General features: G+C 52.2%; 15 protein-coding genes. 10 read left to right on the top strand and 5 right to left on the bottom strand.

Annotated elements, in window-relative coordinates:
- Positions 1 to 140 precede the first annotated feature (140 nt).
- The 5 genes from ACFQO4_RS18265 to ACFQO4_RS18285 all read left to right on the top strand — a co-directional run bounded on the left by ACFQO4_RS18265 (position 141) and on the right by ACFQO4_RS18285 (position 3,472).
- Positions 141 to 938 carry a DUF6610 family protein gene (locus tag ACFQO4_RS18265; protein ID WP_500262431.1) on the top strand — a complete coding sequence of 266 codons (798 nt, stop codon included), beginning with the start codon at positions 141 to 143 and terminating at the stop codon, positions 936 to 938.
- An 82-nt stretch (positions 939 to 1,020) separates the two neighbouring features.
- On the top strand, positions 1,021 to 1,191 hold the full coding sequence (locus ACFQO4_RS18270) for a hypothetical protein (protein WP_500262286.1): 171 nt from the start codon (positions 1,021 to 1,023) through the stop codon (positions 1,189 to 1,191).
- Positions 1,192 to 1,458: 267 nt separating this feature from the next.
- The gene (locus ACFQO4_RS18275) at positions 1,459 to 2,208 is read left to right on the top strand and encodes a hypothetical protein (protein ID WP_500262287.1); all 750 of its coding nucleotides are present in this window, start codon (positions 1,459 to 1,461) and stop codon (positions 2,206 to 2,208) included.
- Between the two features lie 5 nt (positions 2,209 to 2,213).
- Entirely contained in the window at positions 2,214 to 2,561 is a 348-nt protein-coding gene (locus ACFQO4_RS18280; RefSeq protein WP_500262288.1) for a hypothetical protein, read from the top strand.
- The gene (locus ACFQO4_RS18285) at positions 2,558 to 3,472 is read left to right on the top strand and encodes a GIY-YIG nuclease family protein (RefSeq protein ID WP_500262289.1); all 915 of its coding nucleotides are present in this window, start codon (positions 2,558 to 2,560) and stop codon (positions 3,470 to 3,472) included. Before ACFQO4_RS18280 ends, ACFQO4_RS18285 begins: the two co-directional genes overlap by 4 nt.
- Positions 3,473 to 3,519: 47 nt before the next feature.
- Here ACFQO4_RS18285 and ACFQO4_RS18290 read toward each other — a convergent pair whose 3' ends face one another.
- The 4 genes from ACFQO4_RS18290 to ACFQO4_RS18305 form a co-directional block, all read right to left on the bottom strand.
- Positions 3,520 to 4,899 (bottom strand): hypothetical protein, encoded by a 1,380-nt coding sequence (locus ACFQO4_RS18290; protein WP_500262290.1) that lies wholly within the window; start codon positions 4,897 to 4,899, stop codon positions 3,520 to 3,522.
- 369 nt (positions 4,900 to 5,268) lie between these two features.
- Positions 5,269 to 6,657: a hypothetical protein gene (locus ACFQO4_RS18295; RefSeq protein ID WP_500262291.1), complete on the bottom strand. Its 1,389-nt coding sequence runs from the start codon at positions 6,655 to 6,657 to the stop codon at positions 5,269 to 5,271.
- Entirely contained in the window at positions 6,590 to 9,154 is a 2,565-nt protein-coding gene (locus tag ACFQO4_RS18300) for an MrcB family domain-containing protein (protein ID WP_500262292.1), read from the bottom strand. Before ACFQO4_RS18300 ends, ACFQO4_RS18295 begins: the two co-directional genes overlap by 68 nt.
- 90 nt (positions 9,155 to 9,244) lie before the next feature.
- Positions 9,245 to 9,607: a 5-methylcytosine restriction system specificity protein McrC gene (locus tag ACFQO4_RS18305; protein ID WP_500262293.1), complete on the bottom strand. Its 363-nt coding sequence runs from the start codon at positions 9,605 to 9,607 to the stop codon at positions 9,245 to 9,247.
- A 297-nt stretch (positions 9,608 to 9,904) separates the two neighbouring features.
- Here ACFQO4_RS18305 and ACFQO4_RS18310 point away from each other — a divergent pair, with 297 nt between their 5' ends.
- From ACFQO4_RS18310 to ACFQO4_RS18330, 5 genes are all read left to right on the top strand, one after another.
- Positions 9,905 to 10,069, top strand: a complete 165-nt coding sequence (locus ACFQO4_RS18310) for a hypothetical protein (RefSeq protein ID WP_500262294.1) — start codon at positions 9,905 to 9,907, stop codon at positions 10,067 to 10,069.
- A 381-nt stretch (positions 10,070 to 10,450) separates the two neighbouring features.
- Positions 10,451 to 10,966, top strand: coding sequence for a cold-shock protein (locus ACFQO4_RS18315; protein WP_500262295.1), 516 nt, complete (start codon positions 10,451 to 10,453; stop codon positions 10,964 to 10,966).
- A gap of 413 nt (positions 10,967 to 11,379) precedes the next feature.
- Positions 11,380 to 11,709, top strand: a complete 330-nt coding sequence (locus ACFQO4_RS18320) for a GIY-YIG domain-containing protein (protein ID WP_500262296.1) — start codon at positions 11,380 to 11,382, stop codon at positions 11,707 to 11,709.
- Positions 11,676 to 12,089 carry a GIY-YIG domain-containing protein gene (locus ACFQO4_RS18325; RefSeq protein WP_500262297.1) on the top strand — a complete coding sequence of 138 codons (414 nt, stop codon included), beginning with the start codon at positions 11,676 to 11,678 and terminating at the stop codon, positions 12,087 to 12,089. The genes ACFQO4_RS18320 and ACFQO4_RS18325 overlap by 34 nt, the downstream gene beginning before the upstream one ends.
- A gap of 100 nt (positions 12,090 to 12,189) precedes the next feature.
- Positions 12,190 to 12,552, top strand: a complete 363-nt coding sequence (locus tag ACFQO4_RS18330; protein ID WP_500262298.1) for a DUF8013 domain-containing protein — start codon at positions 12,190 to 12,192, stop codon at positions 12,550 to 12,552.
- Positions 12,553 to 12,684: 132 nt separating this feature from the next.
- Here the strand turns inward: ACFQO4_RS18330 and ACFQO4_RS18335 are convergent, their stop codons facing one another.
- Positions 12,685 to 13,239 carry a hypothetical protein gene (locus ACFQO4_RS18335; RefSeq protein WP_500262299.1) on the bottom strand — a complete coding sequence of 185 codons (555 nt, stop codon included), beginning with the start codon at positions 13,237 to 13,239 and terminating at the stop codon, positions 12,685 to 12,687.
- Positions 13,240 to 13,393 lie beyond the last annotated feature (154 nt).

Raw genomic sequence — 13,393 nt, forward strand, 5'->3', positions numbered from 1 at the left:
TGGAGAGTTTTGTCGTGCCCCGTGGAGCACTGGGGGGCGACGGAGCTCCGCAGGAGACACCTCATGGCCATTCACGACAGCGCAAACCAGTTAGCAACAGCTCCAATGAGACACACACTGACGCCCGACAGGCGGCGTACGTGGCGTTCCTTCATCGGGCCCCGTTCGCGATCGATGCGCTGACCCTCGGCTTCCTGCCTGAGTTTCGGGAGGACTGTACGTACCAGCAGTCGAAATTCGATACCCTCGAGTGTCCGGTCGGCATGCTCGATAACGATTTTCGGAATCCCGACCTCGACCGGATACTCGATACGGTCGCGGCCGAACTCGATATCAGCAGGGACAGCCAGCCCCGAGCGATTGCGAAACAGCGCGTTATGAATGCCTGTCGACTCGCGGCCAAATACGGTGAGTGGTACGATGGCTACATCGAGCCCTTCCAGACCGCCATCGATGAATACGATATCGACGAGTTCGAAGCCGAGGACGAGAAGCTCAAAGCACTGTTCTACCCCGAATGGAAGGCCGAGGAGGACTGGTTAAACTTCTCACGGAACGAGCAACTTGACGTGATAGACGAACTCTCATCCGGTGGATGGCGGGTCGTCAAAGAGGTATTGTCAGCGTCCACACCAGTAGATGCGCTCATCCACCGGAACACCCGTGATACCCTTCGGAAGTACGAACAGGTGGGACTACTCGATGCCACAGTTCCCGACCGCAACCCTGAGCAACGAGAGATCGACCTCACGGACGAGACACGTCGGGTGTACGACCGCATCGACGACTACACCCGCAAGTTCTACAAACTCGCCCAGCAATCCAGCGAGGTAGAAACGCGCGCTATCAGGTTCGTGATGACGACGTACTGTCAGCGGCTCACCAGCACTATCAGACTGCAGACAAGCAGTACGGCGAGGAGCATCTTGAGAAGTTGAAAACTGGCGAAATGGAGAAAGTACAGTGACCACGTCTTTAGTTGACCGGAATATGTATGATGGATTGAGAGTGGAGTAGCGTATGGGAATGCTGAATGAGAGCTACGTCTGCTGGGACTGTGAGAAAACCACTCTCCAAATGGATCGAGACTATCTCAAATCCGAAACACCTGATTGCTCGGCGTGTGGAAAGGAGATGGAATTTTTTGATGCGGAGGAACTTGGAGCGCCAGACATGCCCTCGTTTGATTAACGCGGCCTCGAGGTAGGTCGTCATACGCCTGTGGTTGCATTAGTGAGATGAACTTCCTGGCATTTACTGGGGGACCGAGAACTTCTTTAGCATGTATAATATTCTACTGGTAGGCATGAATAGAGAGTTGTACACATTCCTCAGTTAGTGAGTGTGCATTACTAACCGTATAGAGTAACACTGGCACGATAGTTAGTGGATAGTTGGACATTCTTTGGAAAGAGTTATTACAACTCTATTGAAATGGTTGGGTGAGTAAGGAACCAGATGAACACTATAAACGTTACCTGTCCAACAGACGGAGAACGCTTCGCAGTTGTAGAGCCTACAGACCGTTCTACATACGACTCTCTCACCGCGGTCTGTCCGCAGTGTAAGGAAAAGCGGGTGATCGTGTATCCCGATGAACTTCGTAATCAAGCGGATGAGAAACCGTTGTACGAACCCTACGTTGGAGAAATAATCGAGTGGGAACTCAAGGAAGACCCGCCGGCACCATACACCGGAAGTCAAGAGGCAATCCCCTATGAACAGTACATCACCGCAAAAATCGATGGCTTAGGCAGTCGTCCAGTCGCTGTGGAAGGAAGCCAGAGTCACGAAGAGGCGTTCAAGCCAGATCGATTCCAGATCTGGTTTACACCAGACCACGACGAGATCGCGTATGTTGTTCGAGCCGACCTCGAGACTGGAGTGAAGACAAAAAACGTATACAGTCATGTGAAAATCGGGGACGAGTACCGCTACGCAGGCAGCTTGTTCGTGAAGAACAGAGGGGTTCCACGCAACTCAGACAAACAGTGGACCTACTTAGACCTAGATGAGTGTCGGGCTCGTGTCGTTCAAGCCGGGTTAGACGGCGAGGTTACGCCAACTTCAGGGAAGAACGAAGGGCGATACAATATCTTCCTCAACAACGATCCACAGCCCCTGGTCGAGGACGGCGAACTAGCCGAGGATCTGGTTCTAGAGTTGGCACGGACGTTGATCGCATTTCAGACTAAGCGGATTAATTAACTATCATGAGTACAAACACGCAGACTTCGACGCCTGTACGAGCAACTGAGCACGCAAAACTGCGTTGGCAACAGCGAGTCGGTGGAACAGACGTATGCCCTACTGAGGCATGGCGTGACGGATATAGTGTAGGTGTTCCAAATCACCGTGGGAAAGCACGGCTCCATCCACCGACCAGGACGGTGCTTCTGGAACGAGATAGCCAATTAGTAACCGTACTTCGTGCCTCGTACCTAGAATACCGTGCAGACCACTTAGTCCGATGTACAGACTGTCATCTACAGTTTCAACCAACCAATGGTGACCGCGACTGTCCCTGGTGCACCACCTATAACGAAGGAGAAAGTCCATGAGTGATTTCCGTCCCGAAATAAATAGATTACAAGATGAGTATTCGAAAGCTGACCTCGTAGACAAACTCGCAGACCGGCTAGGAGAACGCGCAACGAGCGTGAACCCCGTCACGGAAGCAATGTTTGAGCGTATTGCCCCAGGAACACAGCCGATCATGTACACTCGAAAAAGCGAGAACTACTCTGAAAACCTAAAACCAGTGGCGAAAAATGCAACGGCTCTCAAACATCTGCTTCACGAGCAAGTAGGACGTCCACGCTCCGAACGGGTGCTGACTTTGAAAAAGCAAGACTTTGCAGAGTGTATCGTTGCCGTAGACGCATACGACGATGGACACGAACGAGGCCCAGGGATTCATGTCCCAACAACGCTTCCAATGACTGCTGAGGGATTCCAGACCGAACCGCCCACTCGGACTGTCGTTACTGACTCTCCGTTTGAAACAATTGTCGAACTGGATGAGGACTATCAAAGCCGGCTCTCACAATGGATGAAGAATCATCCCGACCGTGCTGACGGGTCGTGCGCTGTGTATGTACTTGACTGTACGCCCCCCGTAGGCGACCAAGAGGACGACAGGATCCGGTCGCTTCGGAGTACGGTCACCACAAAACTCGAGCATGGAATTAAACAGTCGGAGTTAGAGCCTACTGGGCAAGCCGCTGAGGCGCTTAACAAGGATAATCGTATCTACTACATTGGCTCTACAACCGACCTTGGGAAACGGATCCAGGAACACTGTATAGGAACTGCTGTAAGCGGTGTTGATTTCACTCAAGTCTTGCCGCCTACAGCCCTAGTTGAAGTACAGGGATACAAGTCCGTAGACGAGGCGAGGAGAAAAGAAGGACAACGAGCCAGGGAAATCAACAGTCTCGAGAACGCGTTCGCCTACTCCGATGTGATGTGAGGTGCTACCACTGGGTCGCACGTCACAAAAGAATCACCCCATCGTGATTATGAATCCGGTTTGTGGTTGCGATCCCAGACGTACAGTAGCGTGTAGACGTCCAGCATTGTCACGGCTTTCTCGTCCAGTCGTGTTTGGAGTTCGTTGAGGAGTTGGGTTTTACAAGCGAGGTTGAGCTTCCAGTACTGTCTGGGGTTGAACCCTTTGTCCACGCTGAAATGGGCGTATTCGTCGAAGAAGCCGTGCATGAGACCGTACTTGTAGGTTACGTACTTTGTAGGGTAAGCGAAACTCAACAGCATTGTTGCGAGAGTCATGAGCGGGCCGCCCGTCGCCCCATCTAACGTTCCGTAGTATTCGACGAATCGATCGAGTCGAAGGGTTAGTTCTTCATCTTCGTTGAACAGGGACGAAAGGGTGGTTGCGGCTTTCTTTGGGTCGTTGAGGGATCGGGTTTTGAACTGACCCCAGATAATCCCCCCAGATCGACCCCCAAGGAGATAGGTTGGAACCTTCGTGTTGAGCGTGGTTTGAACGTTGAGATCGTCTAAGAAGGGTTCAACGTCGCTCGCAGCGAGGTTTGTGAGATTATATTTGGGCCTGATGTTGGTGTCTAAATGCTCAAGGTACGCATCTTTCCAGTCTTCCCAGTATCCGTTGTTCCATAGGTCCTCAGCACCGTTCTCTTCGAATCCACCGGATCTCTCGGCATCGACATATCCTTCGACGTGCTGCAAGTGACCGTTGAGCCGTAGATCCTGCTCAAGCGGTGCTTCGTCTTTCCACCGGGTTATCGGCACGTACTCCTCGGACCCCTTCTGGAGTACGTCGGCGATGGTCTCTGTGTCGTTCATAGCGAGGAACCAGAGGAACTCACCGATCTCGTGATTCAACGGGGCCGCGTGAGTTGTGCCTTGGGTCGCGTGACCGGAAAGCGATTGGTACACGGTGCTGAAAGACTCCCACGTATCTCTCGCTTCCGCGTGGGTTCCAAGCGAGGAAAATCCGAGATCGGTGAGCGCTCTCGTAATTTCGGAGTTGATGATTGGTGCAGTTTCTGGGTGTAACCGGCCGTAGAGCTCCCAGACGGACGTATCTGTCAGAAAGTCCGACTCCCACGATGGGTCGTATTCCGAGGCTTGTTTGATCTCACGAACAGTCTCTGCGAGGGCGTCAATGGAGTCATTACAGTTGAGCACGCCGGCAGCGCCGCCCATAACTGAGTCGGCGATTGCGTCACGGCTCCACACATCTTCGAATCGGTCTTCGGTCGGATTGTCAAGGAATGCGGTTACCCGTTGTTGTGTTATCGTCGTACGGTTTTGCTCAGTAAAATCGAAGTTCGGTCCTGATTCTGTTGTGGCGACGTGGGTGGCCCACTGCTCAAGAATGGCAGTGCGTCGTGGACCAAACGTTTCTGCATCCATGCACGAGCATCAAAGACCAAGACAATATACGTTTGGCGAATGTTCCACGCTATCTCGTCTTGAAAATCGGTTTTGCGAAGAAATGTCACTGACTGGTGGTACAGGATTTTCGTGGATTATTCTTATTTGATGGTCTGATGCGCTATCTCAGGGAACTTGTTGCAGCGTTTTTCCTTGGTGGAGGTGATATCTAACGCTGATCGGCCGCCAATCGGCGATTGATATTCTTTTTACCGACCGGTTTGGATGTATGCGGATCCCCGTGACACCACCTGGCTTGGTCGCCCATCGAACAAAGCAACAAACCCGCCCGATCGACCGATATTCACCGTGTTATCGGGCGATTATTGTTCCTCAAATATATGGGCGCTATCGCATTTCCTCTGGAACCCACTTGGTTGAAAGATCACCTGAAAGGAGATTCGGTGCTGAGATGTGCGTAATTCGACCATCCAACGGAGAGCTCTCATTCACATCGACATCATCCGTTATGATGAGTCCACGGATATCTACACCCCGATCAGAGAGATAGCTGTTCTTTTGAGCGAACTCAATATACTTTAGCAACTCCTCAAGTCCGTGAGTGAACGTCCGCGGATTGTCACTATACTTGATTTCGCCGAGTACGACCGCAGTGGGTATGTCCTTGTCTTTAGAATTGTAGACCTCGATGACGAGATCCGGACGCCCGTGGAACAACGATGCCTCCGTACGGTTCCCGAGGAACGCCTCCGTTAATTCCCGGTGTCGGCGTTGGACAGTCCTGACACGCTTAATGTAGTCCGCCTCCACGCCATCCAGTTCAGACAGCGGAACGTGGAATGAGAGGTTTCCACGCCGGTCATGATAGACATTAATGGTGTACTGGTCATCTTCCAGGACGGCTAACTGCCTGACCCCTGATTCGATTGGTTGAAGATGGAACGTCTGTGAGCGGAGTCCATGCAGTAACCGAAATATACAGAATAGTTCGAACAGCCGTGGGAGCCGTTCGGGAACCACGAGTGTGTCTGTCAATAGCTTAGAGATGTCTTCATCATCATACGCCCCAGATATCAAACGTTGGTAGCGGTCGTACAACGTGAAGGCCTCCGTATAGAGTGCTTGTCGTGAACGCCGAGCAGTGTTGAGCATTCGGCGCGTAGCTCGAATATCTGCACCGTCCTGAATTCGATTTAGGTGAACGTTCCTAGCATATACCCGGTCAAGCATCGCGATACGGTCATCCGGCCACGCACTCGTCCGCCAATCATAGTCGATCGTAGCAATGTCCTCATTGACTGTCGAGTGGATTGTCCAGATCAGCTTCTTTAGAACAAGGTTCTCGTCGATATTGTATTCCGTGTATGGCGTCTTACAGGCAAACCTGGTTCTGTCACCAGATTGGTCACCGTATCGTAGCCGTGTCGTCGCCGGCCAATCTATCCCACCACGGACTTCTCCTCGTGTGACCTCACGTTCACGCTGGTTGGCGGTCTTGATACGTCGGAGTCTCCCCTGAAGCGCTTTGACGAACCCGACAACTTCGTCGCTGAGGCAAAAATGGATTCGCTTGAGGCGGTCGAGGTTCTCAATGTTCAGGTCGGTGATGTCGAGACACTGAGTGACTGCTTGCTGGTTGATTGTACCGTTCCGAAGATACGTGATTAACTCTTCCTGAACGCTATCTACTAGCGCTGTGCGGCCCAACCTACTCATCGGTGCGTGGCGGAAGATCGAAGAAATCCTGGGCTTTCCGTTCAAGTCGATCCCCTTCAAGCGTGAGATCGACCGTGCCCGTCTCTGTCTGCACGTTGGTCGAAGTCAGAGATCCGACGAGACTTCGCTGCTCTTGTGGGGCCATTCCTTCAAGTTGGGGGAATACCAACGCGATGACTGCATCAGTGAGAGCAGGACCGGGATCTTCGGTCACTTCCGGACCCGCCGCAGCGAGGTACCCGAGGATATCTCGAACAATGGAAGGTCCAATAGCCTGGTGTTGGTTTACCTTATGCCAAACGACAGCGACCTGTTCGTACGCCGCCTCCAAAGCATCTCGTAGTGATTCGTCGTCGTTGAGCCACGCTGTTGCATAGTTTTCCTCTCCGTTAGGATCTAACAGCGAAGTTCGGACTCGACCGTTCTCCTCGAGCTGAGGAACTCCGACGTGGATAAAGTTGAACCGCCGCATGAAAGCATACGAGAGCTCGTAGAGCGATGTCTTGTCGTAGGTATTCATCGTGGCGAGAAGCCGCCAGGTGGGAGTAACCGGAAAGATGTCTTGGTTCGTGACAACTGATCTTAGTCGCTCATATGAATCACCTTCATCGAGCGACGCGACTTCGACTGGCTCATCCCGCTCGTATGGAAGCTGTACCGAGTCCCCGGAGAGTACCGAGAACAATTGACCGAATGCCTTATCGATGTCAGAGCGGTTTATTTCGTCGACTACCAGCCATTCGTTTCTGATATCGTCATTTCGACGGAAGCAGTCCAGAAAGATCCGTGGTTGGAACACCAGTTCGTCCCCATCGGCCGACCGGTTCGGTACATACCCGCCGATCGTGTCGAAGGTTGTCCACTCAGCCGTTGCCGTTGTAAACCGGTAGCCGTCTACAATATCGCCCTGGGACTCCACGACCTGCTCGCAGACGTGCTTCGCCAATTTCGTCTTCCCCGTTCCGGGTGGTCCAGTGAAGATTATGTGTTTCCCCGAGTTGAGCGTAGCCTGAATCTGCCGCTTGAGTTCCGTTTCCTCCTCGTAGTAGAGTTTGCTGGGAAGACTGATGGAGACCGATAGTTGAGACAGACGGGTCTTCAGGGCTTCAATTCGGTCCTCAAGCGGGTTTTCTGAGCGGATGGCCTCGAACGCAGCAGCGGGAAGCGGGAATATCGCTCCCCGACCGTTCGTTCGAACGACCAACGTATCCGCTAATTCTGGCATTGACGTAACGGTGCTCCAATCGAGAGGGCCGACTGATCCATCGTATCGAATCGTAATTCCCTCAACTGATTCGTCCCGATAATCAGGTTGTTCCGAGTGAAGTCCCTCAATGACAGTGCCCTCTCCCACCACTGCGCTCGCTGGCGATGACGCGTAGAATAGCACCCGGTCACCTGGATTGGCTGCATCGAAGGCCTCCTGCCGGTTTCGAGTACGTCCCTCCTCGTTGGTGGCAGTATAGAAGACCTCTTCGCCCTCATTCATCGACTGGACATCCCATTGTCGCGGATTTGCAGTCACCCAGTAGTAGTTTGGGCCGCCTGCCTCAGCCAACCTCAACAGCGCCTCGTAGGCTGCTGGCGAGAGTTCTGTGACGACGTAGGGGTTATTCGATTCGACGACTGGGTTTCCTTCAAGTTGCGGGAGTTGTTTGATGTCATTCAATTCAACCCCTTCAAGCGAACGGTCCCAAGCGAACGTGATCCCCTCGACTGGGCCTTCGTATGAATCGACGTACTCCTCGTGAAGACTTTCCTTGACATGTGCCTTCCCGACGATCGCCTGCCTCGGAGCATTTTGATAAACTAGAACCTGGTCGCCAGTTTGGGCTCGCTTATACGCTTCCAAATTACGGCGTTCCGTTCCGTCACTCTGGGCAGCCTTATAGAATTGCTCCCCACCATCTTCATACCAGCTAGTGTCGGCAGAGTTGATCCAGAAATACTGTGTTCGGCTCAACTCACCACCTGAGGCGGAAACTTGGGTTTGATACGTCTCTACCATCGTACGTAGATCCTCCACAGCAGTCTCATCGACTGGGAAGTCGTCTAGACGATACTCGGTATAGTAGACCGTCCCTGGTCCGTACAGGTCGTTTCGACCCGACGCATGTGGGAAATCAATCGGGCCAGGGGAGAACCCAGGCAAATCCAATTTTTTCCTGAGCTGCGTAGTCTGGTCTCGGAGCTGAGCTCGAGCTTCCGACTTGCCAAGCTCGTTGAGCAACTTCGTTATTCCTAGACCCAACGATAACCGGACGCGTTCTTCCTGTGGTTCGAAAAGATAGACGACGTATAAGCCATCCTGTGTATTTGTAGTCTCTTGAGGGTCCATGATGGCGACCCATGGGATCGATGTCCAGCGTCCTTTTCCTACGGATCCTTCGATTTCAAGATTGTTGCCCTCAAGGAGGTCGTACAGTTTATTCGGGATCTCAGTTTCTACGACAGTCCGAGCTTCATTAGCGGTCAGGCCTTCGCCAATTTGATCGACTGGGTACTGTGTGAGAACTTGTTGAAGAAGTCTTGAAAGTCCTGGAGTAGATGAACTCATATTCGGGCTCTTACAGGCCGTCGGGTTAAATCTAGCCCAAAAGCTCTAGCTAGAGAGAAGACAGATCAAATTGTTAAGACCCGTATTGGGTTATTGATCACTAATGGCATTGATCTCTCTGGCAACGGCTTCCTTGACCTGCTCTGCAAACGAGCCGCGGTAGGGATCTCGGCGTCTAATCGGGACTTCGACCGTACGAAGTGGATGAAGGTTGTGTACGGTGTACTCCGAGGCGACTCGCCCCTCCTGAGACGGGTAGAATAACACCCCAGGAACATCGTGAGCAAGTTCATACGCGATGAGCTGGTATATGTCCTTGTTAGAAGGCGCGCGACTATTTCTCTCGGGTTCATCGAGTTTCCACTTTGCATCCCGGACGAGGATGTCAGGTTGAATAGTAACGGATCTCGAACCGCCCGTTACAAGCGATTGTGAGCTGGCTTGGGTCTTCACAGTCCAACCAGACTACTTATCGATTGTCTCACGGACTGCTCGCTCAACAACGAGTTCGAATATGGTATTCATGTTTACGAGCAACGCGAATGATGTTCGGCTGCCAGCGCGGAGGACTTCGATATAGACACTTCGCAACACGAGTTCAGTGAATCGCAAGAGATCGATGTAGTGATCCGTGACCACTCCCACGACTGAAGTCGTGGGTTTTCTCCTCGAATCTGTGTAACGCCGAAGATTGATTGTCCTGCTAATAAGTAAGGAAAATATATGTATGTGGAATCTCATGTAAAGGGTATGCCGGAGAAGACTTCGAACAAGGTGAAAAAGGGAGCGGACAAACTCCTTCGGAAAATCACAAACGAAGAGTACAACCGGGAATCTGAGCGATACCGCGACAAGGACGATAAGAAATTCACGCGGGGGCCGATAAGCGGAGATGACGAGGAGGACACGAAGTAACCGATCGAACAACGCGACGTGGACTGATTCTGCGAGAACATTTGTCTCTCAGTTTTGGGTGTTGGGCGGCGACTCGCAACCACGTAGTCACCGTATTTCTGTGTTTCAGCCTGGTTCATAACCCCTGAGACCGTGGTCAGGTATAGACCCCGGGGTCCGGAGGGACCGTCACTGGAGAGCCGATGTCTAAACTAAATTTTGTGCTTCCTCGATGACGTAGCTCTATAGTTCGAAGCTTGGCCTCGAGCACGTCAAGACGGTTCCGGGAACGAGCAGGCAAGTGACACAGAGAGGTTAGGGTAATTATATTAATTCTCAGTAGAGTGTGGTCACATGCCAAACCTTCGGTGCAAACGTTGTGGGGAGATTTTCAATAGCAAGATGAATATCGAATACCATCTTGACTTCGCCAACTGTGAGAAAAAAGCTGACTCAGAGACGTCTTCGAAATCCACTGATTCATCGCAGCGTGAAAAATCAGTCTCTCCACAGAGAGGACCGATTGCAACGAGAGCGGAAGGAATCGTCGAACATTACAATGAAGATCGGGGGTACGGATTTGCCGTGACTGCCGACGTTGCACGGAAGCAATCGAACAACGAGATCACCGCCGAGGAGATTTTCTTCCATATTTCTGATGTTGACTCGACTCGAGTGGAAGAAGGTGACCGACTTCGCTTCGATGTCATCCGGGGTGAAAAGGGGCTAAAGTGTGACAATATAAGCGTGGTCGAACGCGCTCGAGATCGAGACCTCGACACTGAAATTGAGGAGTATCAGTCCACCCGGCGCCACGGGTTTGGTCACCAGAAAGACGACACCAAATACGGCCATGGGGTAAAAACGCCCAATCCCGGAAAGATTCGGAGCTTCAGAGACGAAAGGCGCTTTAGATAGGGGGTAGCAAGCTGCCCGTCGATTCTCCTCAGTACTCGAAACACGCCCCTGGAGAGGGAGTCACAGTTACTACAGGTCTTACCGAGTATGATATCCCTCAGTCCGTGTTTAATTCCTTGCAAGGCTCTTCTGGAGGGGGATCTTCCCGCAAATCCTGTTCGACGATCGAAAAAGGTATTCGACTAACACTAACTGATCTCTCAGCCCGATAATTCGGGCCTGCTCACAACAAAAACGACCTCCGTAATCCATGCCAGGAAAGCATATTCCGGCGAACTCCTCCCCTTGCTTACGGAGCATCCAGTTGGCATCGAAATTCCAACTGAAGGCCTCATGTTCGGTGAAACGGTGGTCTGGTACAACGAACACATATAAACAAATTTCAGGTGCCGGAGAAAGAGTAGTAGACAAAGATGACACGTGAACACGATGTTGATCGGCTGTACGGTCTTCTCAGGGAATTAGATGAAACAATCGGCGGGAAACAGAAACTCAAAGATTGCACAGGCTACATGGACTGGCCCGACCGAGGCATTTACATCTTCTTTGCTCCAGACGAATACCGAGAGTCAGGTAATCAGCTTCGTGTTACTCGCATCGGAACTCACGCTGTATCCGAGGGAAGTAGTACCTCACTCTGGGACCGTCTCCGAACGCATCGAGGTGCTAAGCGAGGAACGTACGAAGGCGGTGGAACCATTGAGGCTCAGTGTTTCGGAAGCGGGTCGGTGAAGCCTTCATAGAGCGGGAGGAATTATATGATGCGTATCCGCACTGGGGAGAGGGGTCAAGTGCAAAGCGAGAACTCCGCCTTCGCGAACTCGAAATGGAACAGCGGGTGAGCGATTATCTGCGTAACCTCCCTTTCCTCTGGGTAGATATCAATGACGAACCTAGCGCCGACAGCCATCGAGCGTATATCGAACAGAACACCATTGCACTCCTCAGTAATTATCAACAAGACCCTGTCGACCGGCGTTCACACGGATGGCTCGGCAATCACAGCCGAAGCGAGAAGATCCGTGAGTCCGGGCTATGGAACGTAAACCACGTAGATGAAAGATATGACCCTGCATTCCTTACTCTTCTCGAGGAGTACATAGACAAGACGTCGGCCCTTTAAGATCGATATCTAAGAACTCGTCTACGCACGCCATATGCAGTTTTTCGACCCCAAGAGAGGCGAGGGCTCGGTTCGAATCTTCATTGATTGGTGAAAAAACGTGAGTGAACACAATAAGTCAGCGACAGCTGACGTCGACGGTATCGCTGTTAAGCCCGCAAACGCACGCACCAGCCAGATCGACGTATTGAATGTCCCCGACGATATCGCCGACATTACTCGGGCACTTGCCGGCCGCTCGCCGCCGACGAATCCTATCGTCGTGCTGAAAGCCGCCCGCTGGTGGTATCTGCACGGTCGCGGCGTCGATGATCCGGTCTTTCAGTGGGCGCTAGATTGGACACGGCATCTCGCAACCGATATACCCGGTGATATGCAGCACTACGATGCCTTCCTTGAGTATCTCGTAACGGTCGGCTTCGCTTCGGATCGAGAAACACTCCGAGACGGTAGGAACGACTGAAATCGAGCCGTCTCGACTGGTTTCGACATGAGTTATCGGAGAAGACGTCAGGAAGCAGCGGCTGTATTCTCCCCGAATGCCTCGTTTCATACGCCTCAGCGTGACCGAATCATCGAGACGCGACACCGAGGACTATTCTCCAAAGTAGTCATCTGCGATGCGTGCCAGCGAATCATCTGGATGTGATTCTGTTGACGGTTCACCTGCACTCAGTGGTTGAGTGAGTTCCAATACACGTACGAGATCTGAATCCGCAACCTGCGCAATGTTGAAGCCTTCCTGGCCGCAGTAGTTCATCTGATCCGAGAAACGGTCCGCCTTGATCTCCTCCTGAATCTCATTGTGCGATATTTTTGGATCGAGTTCCTGCACGTCTGAGAAATCAAGTCGTGCACCGTCCGCCTCGCCACAAGATACGTCGCCTACGGTCAGCAGATGGCTGAGACACGCCCCGTGTTCGTCGACGCTCCCGGAACAGTAGAGGAGGACGTCGTCCCCCGGCGAGATACTCCGCCAGGCATCCCGTCGCCCGTATCCCTCTCGTTGCCAGAACGGACTTGCATTGAAATACTCGCCGTGCGTGAGTGGTTCATCACAGAATCGGGGCCCCTTTGCACCGGCAACGTATCGAGGGTCAGCCTTCTCATGAATAGCATGACCGCTGACCTGTATAAGGAATGCCGACATACCGTAGTCGTCAGTAGCTAAGTATTCATCTCACTAAAAGACATCCACTGTTGTGGCCGCATTTGTTGTCGATATGTTTCGTCCGCTAACTTACGACAGCAGAGCGCAAGAATCTCTAATCGGCAACTTCACAGCCTCAGAAGCGTTTTTTCGA

It is taken from the genome of Saliphagus sp. GCM10025334, from assembly GCF_042663485.1.
Classification (GTDB): domain Archaea; phylum Halobacteriota; class Halobacteria; order Halobacteriales; family Natrialbaceae; genus Natronosalvus.